The organism is Brevibacterium sp. ACRRH, assembly GCF_022346365.1.
GTDB lineage: Bacteria > Actinomycetota > Actinomycetes > Actinomycetales > Brevibacteriaceae > Brevibacterium > Brevibacterium paucivorans.
In genome coordinates this window covers 1-18,044 of the sequence record NZ_JAKRMN010000008.1, presented here as the reverse complement: position 1 = coordinate 18,044, position 18,044 = coordinate 1, and the positions used below count along the sequence as shown (strand labels likewise).

14 protein-coding genes are annotated in these 18,044 nt (G+C 59.4%); 8 read left to right on the top strand and 6 right to left on the bottom strand.

The features are described 5' to 3' along the window. Positions 1–113: 113 nt before the first annotated feature. From MHX53_RS08850 to acnA, 3 genes are all read left to right on the top strand, one after another. Positions 114–2,033 carry an APC family permease gene (locus MHX53_RS08850; protein WP_239272287.1) on the top strand — a complete coding sequence of 640 codons (1,920 nt, stop codon included), beginning with the start codon at positions 114–116 and terminating at the stop codon, positions 2,031–2,033. Then, complete coding sequence (locus tag MHX53_RS08845) at positions 2,030–3,283, top strand: methyltransferase (RefSeq protein ID WP_239272285.1); 1,254 nt, start codon at positions 2,030–2,032, stop codon at positions 3,281–3,283. The genes MHX53_RS08850 and MHX53_RS08845 overlap by 4 nt, the downstream gene beginning before the upstream one ends. A gap of 156 nt (positions 3,284–3,439) precedes the next feature. Next, positions 3,440–6,127: an aconitate hydratase AcnA gene (gene acnA / locus MHX53_RS08840; protein ID WP_239272283.1), complete on the top strand. Its 2,688-nt coding sequence runs from the start codon at positions 3,440–3,442 to the stop codon at positions 6,125–6,127. 101 nt (positions 6,128–6,228) lie between these two features. Here the strand turns inward: acnA and MHX53_RS08835 are convergent, their stop codons facing one another. Further along, complete coding sequence (locus MHX53_RS08835; RefSeq protein WP_239272281.1) at positions 6,229–7,707, bottom strand: DUF5129 domain-containing protein; 1,479 nt, start codon at positions 7,705–7,707, stop codon at positions 6,229–6,231. A gap of 177 nt (positions 7,708–7,884) precedes the next feature. Here MHX53_RS08835 and dxs point away from each other — a divergent pair, with 177 nt between their 5' ends. Further along, entirely contained in the window at positions 7,885–9,822 is a 1,938-nt protein-coding gene (gene dxs / locus MHX53_RS08830; protein WP_239272279.1) for a 1-deoxy-D-xylulose-5-phosphate synthase, read from the top strand. Positions 9,823–9,826: 4 nt separating this feature from the next. Here the strand turns inward: dxs and MHX53_RS08825 are convergent, their stop codons facing one another. Continuing rightward, complete coding sequence (locus MHX53_RS08825; protein WP_239272277.1) at positions 9,827–11,068, bottom strand: HRDC domain-containing protein; 1,242 nt, start codon at positions 11,066–11,068, stop codon at positions 9,827–9,829. Continuing rightward, complete coding sequence (locus MHX53_RS08820) at positions 10,987–11,598, bottom strand: DUF3000 domain-containing protein (RefSeq protein WP_204515840.1); 612 nt, start codon at positions 11,596–11,598, stop codon at positions 10,987–10,989. The genes MHX53_RS08825 and MHX53_RS08820 overlap by 82 nt, the downstream gene beginning before the upstream one ends. Before the next feature lie 122 nt (positions 11,599–11,720). On the opposite strand from MHX53_RS08820, the gene hemE reads away from it, so the two are divergent. Genes hemE through hemQ form a run of 3 tightly spaced genes read left to right on the top strand, consistent with a single transcriptional unit; the run spans position 11,721 to position 14,874 of the window. Further along, positions 11,721–12,767 (top strand): uroporphyrinogen decarboxylase, encoded by a 1,047-nt coding sequence (gene hemE / locus MHX53_RS08815; RefSeq protein ID WP_239272275.1) that lies wholly within the window; start codon positions 11,721–11,723, stop codon positions 12,765–12,767. Further along, positions 12,764–14,173: a protoporphyrinogen oxidase gene (gene hemG, locus MHX53_RS08810; protein ID WP_343212364.1), complete on the top strand. Its 1,410-nt coding sequence runs from the start codon at positions 12,764–12,766 to the stop codon at positions 14,171–14,173. Before hemE ends, hemG begins: the two co-directional genes overlap by 4 nt. Further along, positions 14,170–14,874, top strand: a complete 705-nt coding sequence (gene hemQ, locus MHX53_RS08805) for a hydrogen peroxide-dependent heme synthase (protein ID WP_204515841.1) — start codon at positions 14,170–14,172, stop codon at positions 14,872–14,874. The genes hemG and hemQ overlap by 4 nt, the downstream gene beginning before the upstream one ends. A gap of 49 nt (positions 14,875–14,923) precedes the next feature. Here the strand turns inward: hemQ and msrB are convergent, their stop codons facing one another. Beyond that, entirely contained in the window at positions 14,924–15,310 is a 387-nt protein-coding gene (gene msrB / locus MHX53_RS08800; protein ID WP_239272273.1) for a peptide-methionine (R)-S-oxide reductase MsrB, read from the bottom strand. A 74-nt stretch (positions 15,311–15,384) separates the two neighbouring features. Between msrB and MHX53_RS08795 the strand changes: the two genes are divergently transcribed. After that, positions 15,385–16,578, top strand: a complete 1,194-nt coding sequence (locus tag MHX53_RS08795; RefSeq protein WP_239272271.1) for an alpha/beta hydrolase — start codon at positions 15,385–15,387, stop codon at positions 16,576–16,578. On the opposite strand, the gene MHX53_RS08790 is transcribed toward MHX53_RS08795, so the two are convergent. Next, the gene (locus MHX53_RS08790) at positions 16,568–17,359 is read right to left on the bottom strand and encodes a dihydrofolate reductase family protein (RefSeq protein ID WP_239272270.1); all 792 of its coding nucleotides are present in this window, start codon (positions 17,357–17,359) and stop codon (positions 16,568–16,570) included. The two genes, MHX53_RS08795 and MHX53_RS08790, sit on opposite strands and share 11 nt — an antisense overlap. Next, positions 17,356–18,044 (bottom strand): L,D-transpeptidase family protein (locus tag MHX53_RS08785; RefSeq protein WP_239272269.1); only part of this gene is annotated, 689 nt, incomplete at its 5' end. The genes MHX53_RS08790 and MHX53_RS08785, both read right to left, overlap by 4 nt.

The window sequence follows — 18,044 nt, the reverse complement described above, 5'->3', positions numbered from 1 at the left end:
ACGTACCATTGGTGCCCGTGGCAAACAATTTTGCTCTTCTCAAGCGAATTATCGTTGGGCGACCTTTCCGCAGTGATCACTTTAGACGCGAAGCTCTCCCAAAACGTTTCGCCATGCCAATTTTCGCATCAGATATGTTGTCTTCTGTTGCGTACGCGCCCGACGCGATTCTTTTGGCCCTATCGCTTTCAGGCTTTGTCGCAATTTCGACGGCCCCGTGGATCGGTATCGCAGTTGGTGTGCTCATCCTCATTTTGGTGGGAAGTTACCGGCTAAACCTGAAAGCCTACCCAGGTGGCGGTGCCGACTACGATGTGGCCACCCGCAATCTGGGCAACCGCCCTGGGCGTGCAGTCGCCGCAGCGCTTCTGGTGGACTATGTCCTCACGCTGTCCGTGTCCATGGCAGTTCTCGCCAGTTACCTAGCGTCGGCCTTTCACGTGCTTGAAGGCTACCTGACCCTCATCACCACGATTGGGATCGCAGTCGTAACGTTGTTTGGACTGCGCGGTGGGCGCGCAATGCCACTGCTTTTGGCGATCCCCACCTATTTGTTTGTGGGCGCCGTTCTCGTCACGGTGGGCTACGGGGCAATTCGTATCGCACGCGGCGATGAGATCCAGGCCGCTACCGCTCACTTGTCGGTAGTGCCGCTCGACGGTGATCTGCAGTGGCACGGCGCCGTTGTCACCATCATTATTCTCCGCGCTTTCTCTTCTGGTCTGGTTGCCGTAGCGGGTATAGAAACGGTGGGAACGGCTGTTCCCAAGTTCGCAAAACCCCGAGGTGTCAACGCCGGGAATACCTTGGCGTTTACCGGACTCTTGAGCGCCGCAATGCTGATTGGGCTCACGTGGCTGGCTACGCAAGTTGGCGTCAAATACGTGAGCAATCCGTCGACTCAGCTGTTTGAGCGTAGCCAGCCAGTGGGGGAGGAATTCCACCAAGTTCCGGTTCTCGCGCAATGCGCCGACGCAGTTTTTGACCACATGCCGGCGGTCGCCACAGCGATCACCCTCATCACCGCCCTCGTTCTGCTGGTGGCGGCCAACACGTCCATGGAAGGATTCCCCGGCCTGGCATCCAAGCTGGCGCGCGACTCGTTCTTGCCTAAACAGTTGGCGTCCTTGGGTGACCGCATGACGTTTTCGAACGGCGTGGTGGTCCTGTCGATCAGCTCGATCATCCTGGTGATCCTGACCGGCGCCAACGCGGAACGCCTCATCGACATGTATCTGGTAGGAGTCTTCGCGTCCCTGGCTCTTGGCCAGTGGGGCATGGTGAAGCACTGGACCAGCCGGATCAGGGCAATCGTGTCGGGTCCGGTTCGCACGCGCATGATGTTTAACCGGGTCGTGAATACGATCGGTGCAATCACCGCAACGGCGATCCTGGCCGTTGTCCTGGTCTCAAAGTTCTTCTTAGGCGCGTGGCTGGCGCTCGCACTCATGCTGGTGGGCTACGTGGCCATGGGACTCATCCACCGCCACTACACGCGCGTGGCACGCGAACTCAACGTCAATCCCAAAGACGGAAGCGTCAAGGCGCTACCACCTCGGACGCGGGCCGTGGTCGTTGTATCCGAAATCAACAAACCCACAATGCGCGCGGTTGCTTTCGCGCGCGCTACCCGCCCCAACGTCCTCACCGCCGTCGCCATCGCCGTGGACGAAGACCAGGCGGCACTGGTGCAAAAACGATGGGACGAACTCAAACTTCCCATCCGGCTCACCCTGCTGGACTCTCCTTACCGCGAACTGATTCGCCCCGTGATGAACTACATCGCCCACATGCACGCAAAATCACCGGACGACCTCATCACGGTGTACGTACCGCAATACATTGTGGGACGCTGGTGGGAACAGATTTTGCACAACCAGGCACTTTTGGGGCTCCGCAAACGTCTGCTGTTCTTGCCCAACGTGCAGGTCGTCACCGTGCCGTGGCGGCTCAAATCCTTCAACCGCAACCGTGAATTGCTCATGGGCCGTGGCGGACACGTCGACGAACGCGTCATGAGGATGTACGAATGAACCACGTAGAACTCACGGTAGATGCGCCGGCAGCCGGCGGAGAGTCTGTAGCGCGTACCAATGATGGCGTCATTTTTGTATCCGGTGCGATCCCGGGTGAGCGAGTCCGCGTCGAAATCACCCAAACGAAGAAGTCGTTTTCGCGTGGCCGGGTGGTCGAGGTGTGTGAGCCGTCCCCGCACCGCGTGCCCGATAGGCGGATCGCGTGGGGGTGTCCGGACGTGGGTGGAGTCGAGTATGCCCACGTTACTGTGGAGCATTCACGCGAACTCAAGTGGTTAGCCGCGCTGGATCAGTTCTCCCGAATCGGCAAGTTCGACCGCGACCTCATGGGCCGTTTTGAGCGAAGTTTTCGCGTGACGCCGCCGCACCACGACGGGGAAGAGTGGCGCACCCGAGTTCAACTCGCTGTGACGGGCGGCCAGATTGGCATGTACCGGGCGGGCAGCCATGACATCGTTCCGGTGACCCACGTGCCCCTCGCAGTTCCTGCGATCAACGACCTGAACCTGCACCAGGTGGATCTCACGGGCGCTGAGCGCGTTGAGATCGCCGTGGGTGACACCGGGGGAGCGGTGACTGTGGTGGGGCGTGAAGAAGTTGCGCACAAGCTCGCCGAGGTCGTTCCCCCTGAGTGGTCGCTCATGAGTCGCGCTGCCGGCAGGCGGAACCGGTCAGCCGGGCGAACCACGCTCATTGCAGGTGCAGGGCGCGTGAGCCATACCGTGCGTGGAGTGACGTTTGACCTCGACGCTGAAGGGTTCTGGCAAGTCCACCCGGACGCGGCTGACATTCTGAGCCAAGGTGTCGTGGAGCGGGTACGTGGCGACGTGGTCGATCTGTTTTGTGGCGCGGGACTACTCGCCATCATAGTCGCCCGCGAAACCGGGGCCCGTGTGTGGGGTGTCGAAGGGTCGTCTCTGGCGATTGCGAGTGCGCGTGCTAACGCTCAGCGAGCCGGGGTGGAGACCATATTCGACGTGAGCAGAGTCGAGAAGTTGGGCGCACTCACAGACGCTGACACGGTCGTGGTGGACCCACCTCGGGCGGGCCTTGACCCTGCCGTCATCCGATTGATTGAGGCTTCGACGTGTAAGCGCGTGGTGTACGTGTCGTGTGACGGAGCCACGTTTTCTCGTGACGCACAACGGTTGCAAAACTCCGGTTTCGAGTGCCGTGACATTCAAGCGTTCGATCTGTTTCCGCTCACTGCACACGTGGAATTTATTGGGTCGTTCGACCGGGTGTGACGGTAGAGAACTACTGGGATATGCGATAGAATTTATCTTGATGTCAAGATACTTTAGGTAACAGATGTGTGCCCTAAATGGATCGTCTGACGGTCCCGGGTACGCGTTGGGACAGACCCGCAGTTGCCGGTATCTTCGCAACCAAAAGAGGAGACCATGAGTACTGTCGACAGCTTTAAGTCGAAGAGCACCCTGGACGTTGGTGCTCAGTCGTACGAAATCTACCGCCTAGACGCCGTAAAGGGTTCCGAAAAGCTTCCTTTCAGCCTGAAGGTGCTTCTGGAAAACCTGCTGCGCACTGAAGACGGCGCTAACATCACCAAGAAGCACATCGAAGCGCTCGCTCAGTGGGACGCGAAGGCTGAACCAAACACGGAGATCCAGTACACTCCGGCTCGCGTGGTCATGCAGGACTTCACCGGTGTTCCTTGCATCGTGGACTTGGCAACCATGCGTGAAGCCGTGAAGGAACTGGGCGGAGACCCTTCGAAGATTAACCCACTGGCTCCTGCTGAACTCGTGATCGACCACTCAGTTCAGATTGACGCGTTCGGAACCGAGCAGGCAATCGAACGCAACATGGACATCGAATACCAGCGCAACGGCGAACGCTACCAGTTCCTGCGCTGGGGTCAGACCGCATTCGACGACTTCAAGGTCGTGCCTCCAGGTATGGGTATCGTCCACCAGGTCAACATCGAGCACTTGGCTCGCGTTGTCATGGCCCGCGAGGTTGACGGTGTGAAGCGTGCATACCCTGACACCCTCGTTGGTACCGACTCCCACACCACCATGGTGAACGGTCTGGGTGTCCTCGGTTGGGGTGTAGGTGGTATTGAAGCCGAAGCAGCAATGCTGGGTCAGCCAGTTTCCATGCTGATCCCACGTGTTGTAGGTTTCAAGCTCACCGGTCAGATTCCTTCCGGTGTGACTGCAACCGACGTCGTTCTGACTATTACCGACATGCTCCGTCAGCACGGTGTGGTTGGAAAGTTCGTAGAGTTCTACGGTGAAGGTGTGACCGCTGTTCCTCTGGCTAACCGTGCCACCATCGGTAACATGAGCCCCGAATTCGGTTCCACCGCAGCGATCTTCCCTATTGACGACGTGACGCTTGACTACCTCAAGCTCACCGGCCGTAGCGAAGAGCAGATCGCCCTGGTTGAGGCATACTGCAAGGAACAGGGCCTGTGGCACGACCCTAAGAACGAAGTTGAGTACTCCGAATACCTCGAACTCGACCTCTCCACGGTTGTTCCTTCGATCGCCGGACCTAAGCGTCCGCAAGACCGCATCGAACTGTCCGACGCTAAGGCGCAGTTCGCTAAGGACCTGCCTAACTACACCAAGCCAGGTGAAGAAGCGAAGTCCGCTCCAGTGAAGATGGGCGACGGACGCGAGTTCGAACTCACCAACGGTAGCGTTGCAATCGCATCGATCACTTCGTGTACAAACACGTCCAACCCATCGGTCATGATGGCTGCTGGTCTGTTGGCTCGCAACGCCCGCAAGCGTGGCCTGAACTCCAAGCCATGGGTCAAGACCTCGATTGCTCCCGGTTCACGTGTTGTCACCGACTACTACGAAAAGTCGGGACTGCTCGAAGACCTCGAAGCTCTCAACTTCTTCGTCGTCGGTTACGGATGTGCGACCTGTATTGGTAACTCCGGTCCGCTGGAGACCGAAATTTCACAGGCGATCCAGGACAACGACCTCGCTGTGACGGCGGTCCTTTCCGGTAACCGTAACTTCGAAGGCCGTATTAGCCCAGACGTCAAGATGAACTACTTGGCTTCGCCTCCTCTGGTCATCGCATACGCACTTGCGGGAAGCATGGACTTCGACTTCGAATCGCAGCCTCTGGGCAAGGACGCTGACGGCGTTGACGTGTACCTCAAGGACATCTGGCCAACACCTGAAGAAGTCGAATCGGTCATCGAAACCTCGATTGACACTGAAATGTTCGACAGCAAGTACTCCACCATCTTCGACGGTGACGAACGCTGGCAGGCAATCGACACCCCTGAAGGAAACCTGTTCGCATGGGACGAGAACTCGACCTATGTGCGCAAGCCAAACTACTTCGACGGCATGTCGCTCGAACCTGACGCTGTTGCCGACGTCAAGGGCGCACGCGTTCTTGCGAAGCTAGGCGACTCGGTGACCACCGACCACATCTCGCCAGCTGGTTCGTTCAAGGCTGACACGCCTGCGGGTCAGTACCTGGTGGCTAACGGTGTCGAACGCAAGGACTTCAACTCCTACGGTTCCCGCCGTGGTAACCACGAAGTCATGGTGCGCGGTACGTTTGCCAACATCCGCCTCCAGAACCAGTTGCTCGACGGTGTTCAGGGTGGCTTCACGCGTGACTTCACGCAGGCAGGCGCTCCTCAGACCACCATTTACGATGCAGCGATGAACTACCAGAAGGCTGGAACGCCGCTGGTTGTTCTGGGTGGTAAGGAATACGGTTCAGGTTCGTCGCGTGACTGGGCTGCCAAGGGTACCAAGCTCCTGGGTGTTGCCGCTGTTATCGCGGAGTCCTTCGAACGTATCCACCGTTCCAACCTGATCGGTATGGGCGTTCTGCCACTGCAGTTCCCTGCAGGCGAAACCGCTGAATCGCTGGGTCTGGACGGCACTGAGGTCTTCGACATCGAAGGCATTACCGAACTCAACTCGGGAACCACGCCTAAGACCCTTCACGTCACTGCGACCAAGGAAGACGGCCAGAAGGTCGAATTCGACGCAGTCGTACGTATCGACACACCAGGTGAAGCAGACTACTACCGCAACGGCGGTATCTTGCAGTACGTTCTGCGCCAGCTGGTCAAGAAGGGCTAACAGCCTCACATAAAAAGCGCTCCGGGTATTTACCCGGAGCGCTTTTTGTTGGCCAAATGCTGGGGGGTGTTGCTGAACCAGCGCTGGCTGAGCTCGCGGGTCTAGAACCGCGACGAGCTTCCTGCTCCGGAGAATCCGCCTCCACTGCTGCCGTAGCCAGTTGTGGTTCCGCCACTACCGCCACTGTGGTGAGAATCTTGGTAACTGCGGTAGTCGCGGAGCCCGTTGTTGTACCCGGTGGCAAATGCGGCGGGAGCGTAGAAGGAGCGTGTGTCGAAGTACCCGGTCAGTGAGTGTGAGCGCGCCCGGTTACTTCGGAGACTGCGTTCAGTGGCCTCCTGGATGAACCGCTTCTGTTTGCCAGAGCGAAGTAGAACATCTTCATGAATGTTGTTCATGCGTGACGTAAGTTCTTCCCTGATCCGCGCAATTTGGTCCAGGTACGCCGAGGTGTTCGTTCCGTCGTCGTAGGCCACGCCGTACTCGATCTGGTCGAGCTTCTGGATACTTTCCTTGGCGAACTCGCACAGTGACTGGTACAGGGATGAGTCTGCCTTGGTCGCGAGTGTACGGTCGCTCAGTACTGTCTTGAGGTGCGAGCGGGTGTCGTCGATCTCTTGCTTCCATACGGCTTGCCAGTTCTGTTCGTCACGCGAATATAGGGCAGTTGCCCGGTCCACCATGTCGGTGGCGTTCTCAATCTGGTCTGTTTTGTCAGAAAATGCGTCGACGCGCTTCTTGAGGGGCCGGTTGAGAACATTGAGCGCGAAGAATGACGTGGACTTAATGGAGTCACGTAAATCCAGAGCATCCGTGTAATTGCGCAAAAGCGTTCCCGCCGCGTTGTGAATTTTGGCCCCAAAACCTTCGTCGAGAATGAAATCTGTCGCCGCGACGCGCTCGTTCACATTGACCGTGACGGCGTCGAACACCTTGGCATCGGATTCGAACCGCCTGACACGCCTGAAAGCGGAAACAAAATTCACGACGCTGAAAACGGCGACTGCAAGCGCGATTCCTTGCAAAACAGTGGGGTTGCGCACGGCTGGGCGCGCCATGCGTCTCGCGTTAGCTTCAGTGATCGCAACGACTCCTTGCGACCAATTGCGTTGTTTGAAGTATTGGTAGCCGGGTTCACGCAGTTCTGTCTGTGCTTCAGTGCTAGCGATTTTGATGTCTTCGCCAAAGTACGTGCCCACTTGGCCCGAGCCGCGGGTCGAGTTGTCCTCAACGGACACGGTGATGATGAACGTGCCATTGGACCACGCAGGGCCGGACATCAAGTTGAGATCTTGGTGCTGGCGTGCCCAGTTGAGTGTTTCGGCGTTGATATTGTCCTGGGGTGAACCGTTTCGAGTCCACACGATGACGCGCGTGTCCTTGAACGTGTTTACCTGGGATAGCTCTCGTTCGACAAGAGTGGAGTCGAGTATCTGGGCATCGTCGAAGATTTCGACGTCCTGTACTGGGTTCCGCGGGCCGGTAAACAGGTAAAAGGCAAGGCAACCGATCGCAACCAGTACAGTGACGAGGACGCCCGCGACTGCCACAAGAATGAGGTTTAAACGTAGTTTCGTCATGCGCAGACCTTAAATGGGGATCATGTGAGGGCAGAGCTTCATCACCATCGTACATTTTCGGTATCACTCTCAATGAGTGTGACAGGCGACGTCAATGCCTGTGTGGCACGTGCAGTCCGCTTTCTGCAGGCGTTAGGATAGTGACTCGACTATACGACTACAACACGAGGTAAGTCCGTGACGTTTCTTGAACGCATCGCATCTCCTGCCGATGTGCGAGCACTTTCTGTGGCTGAATGCCAGGTTCTCGCAAAGGAGATTCGCGACTACCTCATATCAATTGTGTCGACAACGGGCGGGCACTTGGGGCCCAACTTGGGTGTCGTCGAACTGACAACCGCAATCCACCGCGTTTTTGAGTCACCGCACGACACAATTCTGTTCGACGTGGGCCACCAGGCGTACGTCCACAAGTTGCTCACCGGAAGGTACAACGACTTTCCCACCCTGCGTCAGCGTCATGGACTTTCAGGCTATCCGTCGCGAGCCGAAAGCGAACACGACGTCATCGAGAACTCACACGCGTCCGCCGCGCTGTCATGGGCAGACGGAATCGCAAAAGCACACCAGCTTCGCGGTGAACTCGACCGGCACGTGGTCACGGTGATCGGTGACGGTGCGCTGACCGGCGGAATGGCGTGGGAAGCACTTAACAACATTGGCGCCGACAAGTCGGAACCACCTCGGAAAATGGTCATTGTCGTCAACGACAACGGACGCTCATACGCGCCTACGGTCGGAGGGTTCGCACAACACCTCGACCACCTGCGCACCATGGGGAGCTACGAGAAGTTCCTGTCGTGGGGCAAAGAACAACTCCAAGAGTCCGGGCCTCCCGGGCGAGCCGTGTACTCAGCTATTCACGGCATGAAACGCGGGCTTAAAGACATGGTGTCTTCGCGTGAAGCCGGAATGTTCGACGAACTCGGAATCAAGTACATCGGTCCAGTTGACGGCCACGACCTCGAAGCGATGGAACGCGCGCTCTACCGGGCAAAGAAGTACGAATACGGGCCCGTTATTGTCCACGCCATTACGCAAAAGGGCCGCGGATACGCTCCCGCCATTCAGGACGAAGACGACCAGTTCCACGCTGTGGGCGTCATCGACCCGGCAACCGGGAAGGCGACAACGAAATCCTCAACGTCGTGGACACAGGTCTTTGGTGAAGAGATCGTCAAGGCAGCGCGCAAACGCACAGACATCGTGGCGATCACGGCAGCTATGCTCAAGCCAGTGGGGCTCGATAAATTCGCCCACGAGTTCCCCGAACGCGTTTTCGACGTGGGAATTGCCGAACAGCACGCCGTGACCTCGGCAGCTGGATTGTCATACGGCGGCCTGCACCCTGTAGTGTGCCTGTACGCCACTTTCTTTGGACGTGCATTTGACCAACTTCTCATGGACGTGTCCCTGCACAATCAGGGCGTCACGTTTGTTTTGGACCGTGCAGGCGTCACGGGCCCCGACGGCGCGTCCCACCACGGAATTTGGGACATGGCAATGCTGCAGATCGTGCCGAATCTGCGCCTTGCGGCCCCGCGCGACGCCAAACGCCTGGCGGAAGAGTTCAACGAAGCGATCGAGATTCGCGACATTCCCACGGTTGTGCGGTTCTCCCGAGGTAAAGTCGGTTCCGATATCGACGCGCTCACACGCACCTCGGATGGTGTGGACATTCTGGCCGTTCCAGAAGGCACAGACGCGAACAACGCTGAAAGTGCCGACATCCTGATTGTGTCGGTCGGTGCCCTGGCAGACCGCGCTCTGGCCGTCAAGGAGGCCTTGGCAAAAAAGGGTTTGAGCTCCACGGTTGTCGACCCGCGTTGGGTTCTTCCCGTTCCGCAGTCGGTCCTGGACATGGCCGCTGAACACGAGCTGGTCGCAGTCATTGAAGATGGCGTCAAGGTAGGTGGGATCGGTTCCCAGCTTCGCCAAGACCTTCGCGATGAACTGGTGCGCACGGGTGTTGTTGAACTGGGAGTTCCCGATTCGTTCTTGCCCCACGGAACCCGTGAAGAGATCCTGTCTTATGCCGGTCTCGACATTGACGACATGGTGGAAAAAATCATGGACATGCTTCCACCGGATCTGCTCAAGCAGGTCAGCGAGTAGCGTCCTACGACCCCGAGGCGTGTGCTGCCTTGGCCAGGGGTTCTGTCACCAGCTCGATCTGCCAGGGCCGTGCTCCCTGGTCCCGCAAGAAATCGGCAATGTCACCTTCGTCGCCAATCGTGGTGAGTGTCGCGAGGCGTTTCACATAGCGCGGAGTCACCACCAGGTCGTGTGGCATGTCCAGTTCCTTGGCAATCTGAGCAATTGCCGGTTTCATGTGCTCTAAACGCTGTTTTGACGTCACTCGGTCTGCGCGCTTGACCCGAGGTGTGTTCCGCACAGGTGGCATAAACGAGTCGGGCAGGCGGTCGGCTGCTTTGATAACGCGGAAGAACTCGCCTGCGTCCTCGGAGTCCATGCGCGAAAACTGACGCTTGACGTCTCTTTCAGACTTCACCGACTCCACTGCGAGCGCAATCATCGCGCGGTCGGGGAGAATTCGGGACGGGGCGATGTCGCGTTCTTCTCCCAGGTCGTCGCGCAGGGCCCACATGGCACGGACGCGACCCAGACCTCGGGCGGTTTTAACCCGTCCCAAGCCGTGGGTGCGCCGCCACGGTTCGTCGTGAACAGGAGGCGTAAACGACAGCAGGTGGTCAAACTCTTGCTGGGCGTATTCCCATTTGCCGCTTGAGCGTAGGCGGTCAGCGAGTTCGGTGCGCAGATGGCCCAGTACTTCGACGTCGAGTGCCGCATAAGCGAGCCATTCGTGGGGGAGTGGCCGGGTGGACCAGTCGACGGCTGAGTGTTCTTTAGCCAAGGTCACGCCCATGATCTCTTCGGTCAGTGAGGCCAGTCCGAAGCGTTCAAAGTTGAGCAGGCGAGCGGCGAGTTCGGTGTCAAAGAGTGCGTCGGGGCGCATCCCTTTTTCGGCCAGGCACCCCAGGTCTTGCGTTGCCGCGTGGAGGATCCACTCGACCCCGTGGAGGGCTGCGTTTAAGGAAGACAACACGGGGAGCGCTTCTGAATCGATCAGGACGATCCCTGCGCCTTCGCGTTTGAGTTGGACAAGGAATGCACGGTTGCCGTATCTGATTCCCGAGGCGCGTTCCGTGTCGATCCCTACCGGCCCGTGACCGTGTTCGAGTTGGGTAGCAACAGTATGGAGGTCCTCCGGGGAGTCGGTGACGGGAGGGACCCCTTGCTCAGGTTCAGACAGCAGGGTTAGCGGAGGCGACCCGGAAATGCCGAGACTCCTTCCGGAAGAGGGGGAACCCCAGCCACTGTGGACAGCAGGTGCGCCCATGCGTGAACGTGGGACTTAAGTTCTTTGGGGTGTTGGATGACGGGAGTCCAGGAAGCCCGCATTTCTAAGTCGATCGTGGCGGGTCGTGCTGCCAGGGTGCCAAAAGACTCACTCAAGGCACGGGTGGTGGTGCCTCCCACCTCGGTCACGTTACATTCGTGGGATTCGAGGGCATCCGTGAGCCATGACCACGCGACGGGCCCTAAAAGAGCTTCGTGGCCCAGTTCGTGCTCGAGTTCGGCGCGGATATAGGTGACTAGCCGGAACTGCCCCTTCCACGACTCTGGTTCGGACGGGTCGTACAGGAGGACTACCCGGCCTGTGGCGACTTCGTCTTCGCAACTGGGAGTGTGGGGGACGGCATTGGCATCGACGTCTCCGTTGAGGGCAAAGGCCCAGGGGGCTAAGCGACCGGGAGCGGGGATCTCTTCCAGGCTGATGTGTGGTGTGGACCCGGATTCGCAAAATGTGCGCAACACGTCTGAGGCTTGCGCAAACGGCTCTGGAGTAAAGGGGACTGGAGCGACCACGTTTCTAATGTACGTTTTGTAGGTAGGGGAGTGAAGCTCCCACGCGGAGGTCTTGTGAGACTTGGCATATTGCAGAGTGAGCGTGTGGCGACCCGCTGGGTAAGTCTGAAAAGATGAAGGGCATGGTAACGCTTACTCGTGCTGCATTGTCTGAGCCTGTCAGTCGTACTCCCGTGTGGTTTATGCGGCAGGCTGGCCGGTCGCTTCCGGAGTACCGGGAGGCACGCGAAGGAATCGCGATGCTCGACGCCTGCCTCATGCCCGATCTCACCGCGGAGATCACCTTGCAACCGGTGCGTCGGCACGGCGTGGACGCGGCTATCTTCTTCTCCGACATTGTTGTGCCTTTGAAGATCGCCGGAATGGACGTCGAGATCAAACCGGGTGTGGGCCCAGTGTTTGCCCACCCCGTGCGCACGCGTGAAGACCTGGCCCGAATCCCAGACCTCACAGCAGAAATGTGCCACGCGATTTCCCAGGCGGTGACCCTCACCCGCGAAGGTCTTCCAGACGACACCGCGCTGATCGGGTTCGCGGGAGCGCCGTTTACGGTGGCCAGCTACCTCATTGAGGGTGGCCCCAGTAAGAACCACGAGAAAACCAAGGCCATGATGCTGGGGGATCCGGAACTGTTTTCGGCGATCCTGAGCAAACTCGCCCACATGTCCGCGACGTTCATCCAGGCTCAACTTGACGCGGGGGCGCACGCATTCCAGCTGTTCGACTCATGGGCTGGATACCTGAACCGTGCTGACTATGAGCGCTATGTTCTCCCTCATTCGCGCACCGTCTTTGACGCGCTCGCCCACAACGACGTCCCGTCCATCCACTTTGGTGTGACTACGGGAGAACTGTTGGGCTCCATGTCCCGTGCGGGGTCCTCGGTCATGGGCGTCGACTTCCGCGTGGCACTGGAAGATGCTTCGAAGCGGGTCCAACCCGGCCAGGCGCTACAAGGGAACCTGGACCCGGCCCTGGTCTTCGCGCCGTGGGAGGTCATCGAATCAAAGATCGAAGACATTGTGCGGGCCGGTCTGCGTCACGGTGGCCACATTTTCAACCTGGGCCACGGGGTTCTCCCCACATCTGACCCAACCGTGCTCACGCGCATTGTGGAGGAAGTCCACACGATGTCGGCCCGACTTATCGCATCGGGTGAGTTCGCGTGAGCACAGCCGTTATTGGCGCAGGTATCTCCGGTTTGACCGCCGCGTTTGAGCTGGCTCAAGCGGGTGAGAAGGTGACCGTTTTTGAGGCGAATGACCGAATAGGTGGAAGCCTCGTGGGCTCTGATCTTGGCGGTTATGCCCACGGCGATGTGGGGGCCGAAGCCAGTCTGTACGCCCGCCCCCAGACCCGAGAACTCATGCAACAGCTGGGCCTTGAGCCCCAGTATCCGTCCACGGAACACAAGTCGCAGCTCCTTGTAAACGGGCAGCTGACCAAGATCCCGGCAGGCACATTGATGGGCGTGCCCGGCCGCCACACGGATGTGAGCGACGTGCTCAGCCCGGCTGGCATTGAGCGCATACAGCAGGAACAGTTGGCGGGTCCGCACCAAGATCCGGCTGTGGGAGATTTCATTGCCCAGCGTCTGGGTGCCGAGGTCGTTGACACCCTGGTGGATCCCCTCCTTGCCGGGGTGTATGCGGGCTCGGCGTACCACTTGTCGTTACGGTCAACCCTGCCAGCTTTGGAGACAGCGGCACGGGAGAACACCTCGGTCTTGGATGCGGTGGATCAGATCCTGGCCTCCCGGCGCGTCACACAGGGCGCGAACATCCCCGGAACCACCGCCCGTCCCGTGTTTGTGAGCCTGGACGGTGGCATGAACGGTTTGGCGCGTGCCCTGTATGAGCGCTGCCGCGAACTGGGCGTGACGTTCCGGCTGGGGGAGAAGGTGAGCCGTGTGCGGGCTGGGTACTCGCTGACGGTGAGTGATCCGCAGGGGGAACGCGCCGAGGTGGCAGACCGTGTGTTGGTAGCGACGCCTGCGCCTGTCGCGGGGCAGCTACTGGGGTCGTTGGGTGAGGACCTGGGAAATTCTGAACTTGCGGGCGCCGGCGCGGCCCTTGAGCGGGTAGAGACCGCTGATTCGGCAGTGGTCACGGCTGTTGTTGAGTGTGCGTCGGAGCTTACCGGTTCGGGTTTTTTGATTCCGCCCAATGAACCCACGTTTATTAAGGCCTCTACGTTCGCGTCGAACAAGTGGCCGTGGTTGCAGGCGCGTATTCCAGACGGCACCGCTGTTGTGCGCATGAGTGTGGGCAGATACCGCAGTACCGAACTTGCGACGCACACGGATGAACAGCTTGCCCAGAAGTCGGTGGCTGATTGGATGTCGATCACGGGGCGTAGCGACCGGGTTCTGCACACCGAGGTGTGGCGTCACGTGGGAGCGTTGCCACAGTACCAACCTGGTCACGCCCACATGGTTTCTGGCGTAGATTCAGTTGTGAAACGGATTCCCACGCTGGGGCTTGTGGGGAACGCGTTCGAAGGCGTAGGGATCCCAGCCTGCATCAACCGAGCAAGAAGTGAAGTACAGCGTCTTATGACAGAAAGGACAGCATGAAAGACTACGAAGCGCCCTCGAGGCACGAAGCTGAAGAGCTCAACCAGCAGATCCGTTACTTGTCGTATTCGGTTTTCCGGGTCGCAGGTGACTTGGGTGATCTGAACCGCGAGGACCTGGCTAACGAGCTCACGGAAGCGATTTCGCAGGTGGACAACGTGGTTGTGCGCGGAATCTACGACGTGTCGGTTTTCCGCGCCGATGCCGACATCATGTTCTGGTACCACGCACCTGCGGTAGAAGACCTGCAGAAGGTGTACGCCGCGATCCGCACCTCAGCACTGGGGTCGGTTCTTGAACCCGTGTGGTCCGTGGTGGGAATCCACCGCCCAGCCGAGTTCAACCGCTCGCACGTTCCTGCGTTCCTCACCGACGACGACCCAGGCGAATACCTGTGCGTCTACCCGTTTGTCCGTTCGTACGAGTGGTACCTGCTGGAACCACGCGAACGTGGCAAGATGCTCCACGACCACGGAAAAGCGGCGTCGGGCTACAAGGACATCAAGGCCAACACCGTGTCGGGCTTTGCCCTGGGAGACTACGAATGGTTGCTCGCGTTTGAGGCCCAGCACCTTGAGCGCATCGTTGACCTCATGCGCGACCTGCGTAACACCGAAGCGCGGATGCACGTACGCAAGGAGATCCCGTTCTTCACTGGTCCCCGTAAGGAACTGGTCGACATCATTTCCGGCTGGCGTTAAAAGCGCCCGAACCGTTCAGGCGTCTAGCCAGACACCCACAGACGCCCGCTTAATCCTCGAGTGTCAGACACACCGAGTTGATGCAAAAGCGGGCGTCTGTGGGTGTATCGAAGCCTTCTCCGTAGAACACGTGGCCCAAGTGGGAGTCACATGCCGTGCACCGCACTTCCACGCGTTCCATACCTAAGGACATATCGCGAATGTAGCGCACGCGGTCTTCTGCCAGCGGGGCGAAGAACGCGGGCCAGCCACACATCGCGTCAAACTTGGTCTCGGAACTGAACAGCGCAGCCCCGCACGCGCGACACGAGTACGTGCCTGTGCGCGTCTCATTCACATACTTACCCGTGTGGGGTCGTTCGGTTCCCGCTTGGCGCAGAACATAAAACTCCTCGGGACTTAAGATCTCTCGCCATTCTGCTTCTGATCGCTCCATGTTTTCCTCCTTTATGTGAACTTTATGTCTTTCTGGTTTTGCGTGACGTGTTTAGGATTGACAAGGAGGTTCTTATGACAGCGCACGTTTCACGCGGATGGCGGTACGCCCTGACCGGAATCGGTGTGGGGGCCGGAATTGGTTTGCTCGCTTCGGTCGCGTCGTCGGGGCTGGCGGTGTACTTTGCTCGTCGCCTGATTGTCCCAGAAACTGCTCCCGAAGATGTCGAGATCCTTCACGTTGAAGGCTTTGACGACGACATGATCGTCCACTTGAGCGCCGACGACGACGTTTTGGTCAACGGAACGTACGGCCTGTTCTTCAACTCCGGTCAAGGGCATGCTCAGATCGGCGACATCATTGAATATGACCCGGTTTCCCAGACCGTGTCGCGCGAAGTTATCTCAGTCACCCGAGGTGATTTGCGCACCGCCCGCTGGGGTCGGCTGACCGGGGTGGTCTACCCGCACCCCAGTGCTACCGGACTTCCATACCAAGACATCACACTGCGGTCCGACGCAGGTGAACTGCCCGCGTGGTTCCTCCCCACAACCGACCCCACCCCGTCGGACACGTGGGCGATCCTGGTTCACGGGCGTGCAGGTTCCCGCGCGGAAGGCCTGCGGGCAGCGGGCGTCCTCAACGACCTCGGCGTGCCTTCCTTGGCCATTGCGTACCGCAACGACACCGAGGCGCCCCGCGAAAGCACGTCCCGGTACGGCCTGGGCGACACCGAATGGCTGGACGTGGATGTTGCGATCGACTGGGCGCTGGCCAACGGCGCTAAGAACGTGGTGCTGTTCGGCTGGTCGATGGGTGGTGCGATCGCTTTCCAGGCTGCGTCCCGAGGTCGTCACATCGACCGCGTGAAAGGCATGGTTTTGGACGGCCCGGTTGTCGATTGGTACAACGTTTTGGACCACCAGGCCCGGAAGAATTTCCTGCCCACACCGGTTGCGCGTTTGACCTTGGACATGATCACTCGCCCGTGGGCGCGTCCGTTCACTGGTTTGGAAACCCCGCTGGACCTGGACCGGATGGACTGGGTGCGCAGGGCGGCGGAACTGGCCGTGCCCGTGCTGTTGATCCACTCCGATGACGACGAATTCGTGCCGGTAGGGCCGTCGCGTGCGTTGGCGGCTGTGCGAAACGACCTGGTCACCATGCCGCCGTGGAAAAAAGCGCGTCACACAAAAGAGTGGAACGTGGACCCCGTGCAGTGGAACGACGACGTCGCTAACTGGATGACGCGGTTGCTCAACGACTAGAGTCGCGGGTCTGTACTTTGAGCCGGTACATCATGGACTGGCCGTCGGTGACCAGGCTCAAAACCTCAACGTCTCGCGCAGTTACAATCCCCTCACCGAACAACCGGGGAGCGCCCGGGGTGCTCAGCAGTTTAGGTGAGACGGTCAGGCACATTTCATCGATGAGCCCGGCATCCATCCACTGTGCCAACACGCTGGGGCCACCTTCGCACACAAGGCGACGCAGACCTCGGGCAACAAGGGCGTCCTTCACCGCTTGCGGGCTCAGATCGCATTCGAGAACGTCGTCAGCGTGACGGTTCAGGTCTGCACGGACGAGTGGGTCTGAGGTGTTCGTGGCCACCACAACGGGTGACGTTCCGCGCGCATTGATGCGGTCCCACGGAAGGTTCCCACTGGAGGTCACAATCACCATGACGGGGACATGGTCCTGTCCGCGAGCGTGGCGTTGGTCAAGGTGGGCCGGCTTGGCAGACATACGAGTGAGGTGTTCGGTGCGGACGGTCTGAGCGCCCACCACCACCGCATCGGCAAGTGACCGCACTACGGAGAACACCCGCATATCGGCTGGGGTAGATACGGAACGCGACAGGCCGTCGGCGCCAGCTACGGCACCGTCCACGCTGATGACCATGTTGGACTGCACGCGGACACCGTCAGGTGGCATGTGGGAGTCGTAGAGTTCGACAAGATGGGGTTCGCCCGAGGTGGGAGGCAGTGGGCGGTGTTGAGGCAGGACCGTCCAGAGGTCGGTGGTTGGGTCGGTGGTTGCTGGGGTCACTTGGAGATGAACGCCTGGTCGCCCATGACGATGTGAGGGTTCTTGCCCGGGTCGAGGTTGCGCAGAAGCCAGGCCATTTCATCCTTTTGCACTGTCACACACCCGTTGGTTCCTTTTCCGTGGTCGACGTGCAACCAGATGCCACCACCGATTTTCTTGCCGTGCGGGCGTTCGGTGTTGGTGGGTGCGGTGCCCGTGACGCGGTTGAAGTCAATTGCGATGACGTAGTCGAAAACTTCAGCGTAGTCGGGCCCGTACACGTTCTGCGCGGTTGCCGACAAGTTGGTGTCCTGAGTGTACGGCAGTTTAGAACCAGGGTTCTTCAGCGTTCCTCCGGCATCCGACAAGGAAAACACGCCAGCGGGAGTGGTTTCGTCGCCTTCGGTACGGTTTTCACGCCAACCGGCGCGCCCGTTGTGGGAGGCAAAAGCCTTGACGTGTTGCCACTTTCCGTCACGGTATTCGTATAGCCTGAGCGACGAAGCCGTGTCGGAAGGTTGAGCCGATGTCGCGACCAACACCTGGCGGGCGTCGCTGGGAAGCTGGGCCATGGTGTTGGGGCCAACGCCGGGAATGAGCCCCTGCGTGGTGCGGTCCGTTCCCAGGTTTACCCGAGGTGCTTCCAGGTATGTGCTCTGGGAAGGGTCGTCTTTCAGAGCTGGGGCGGGCGTGCGCAACGCCGGTG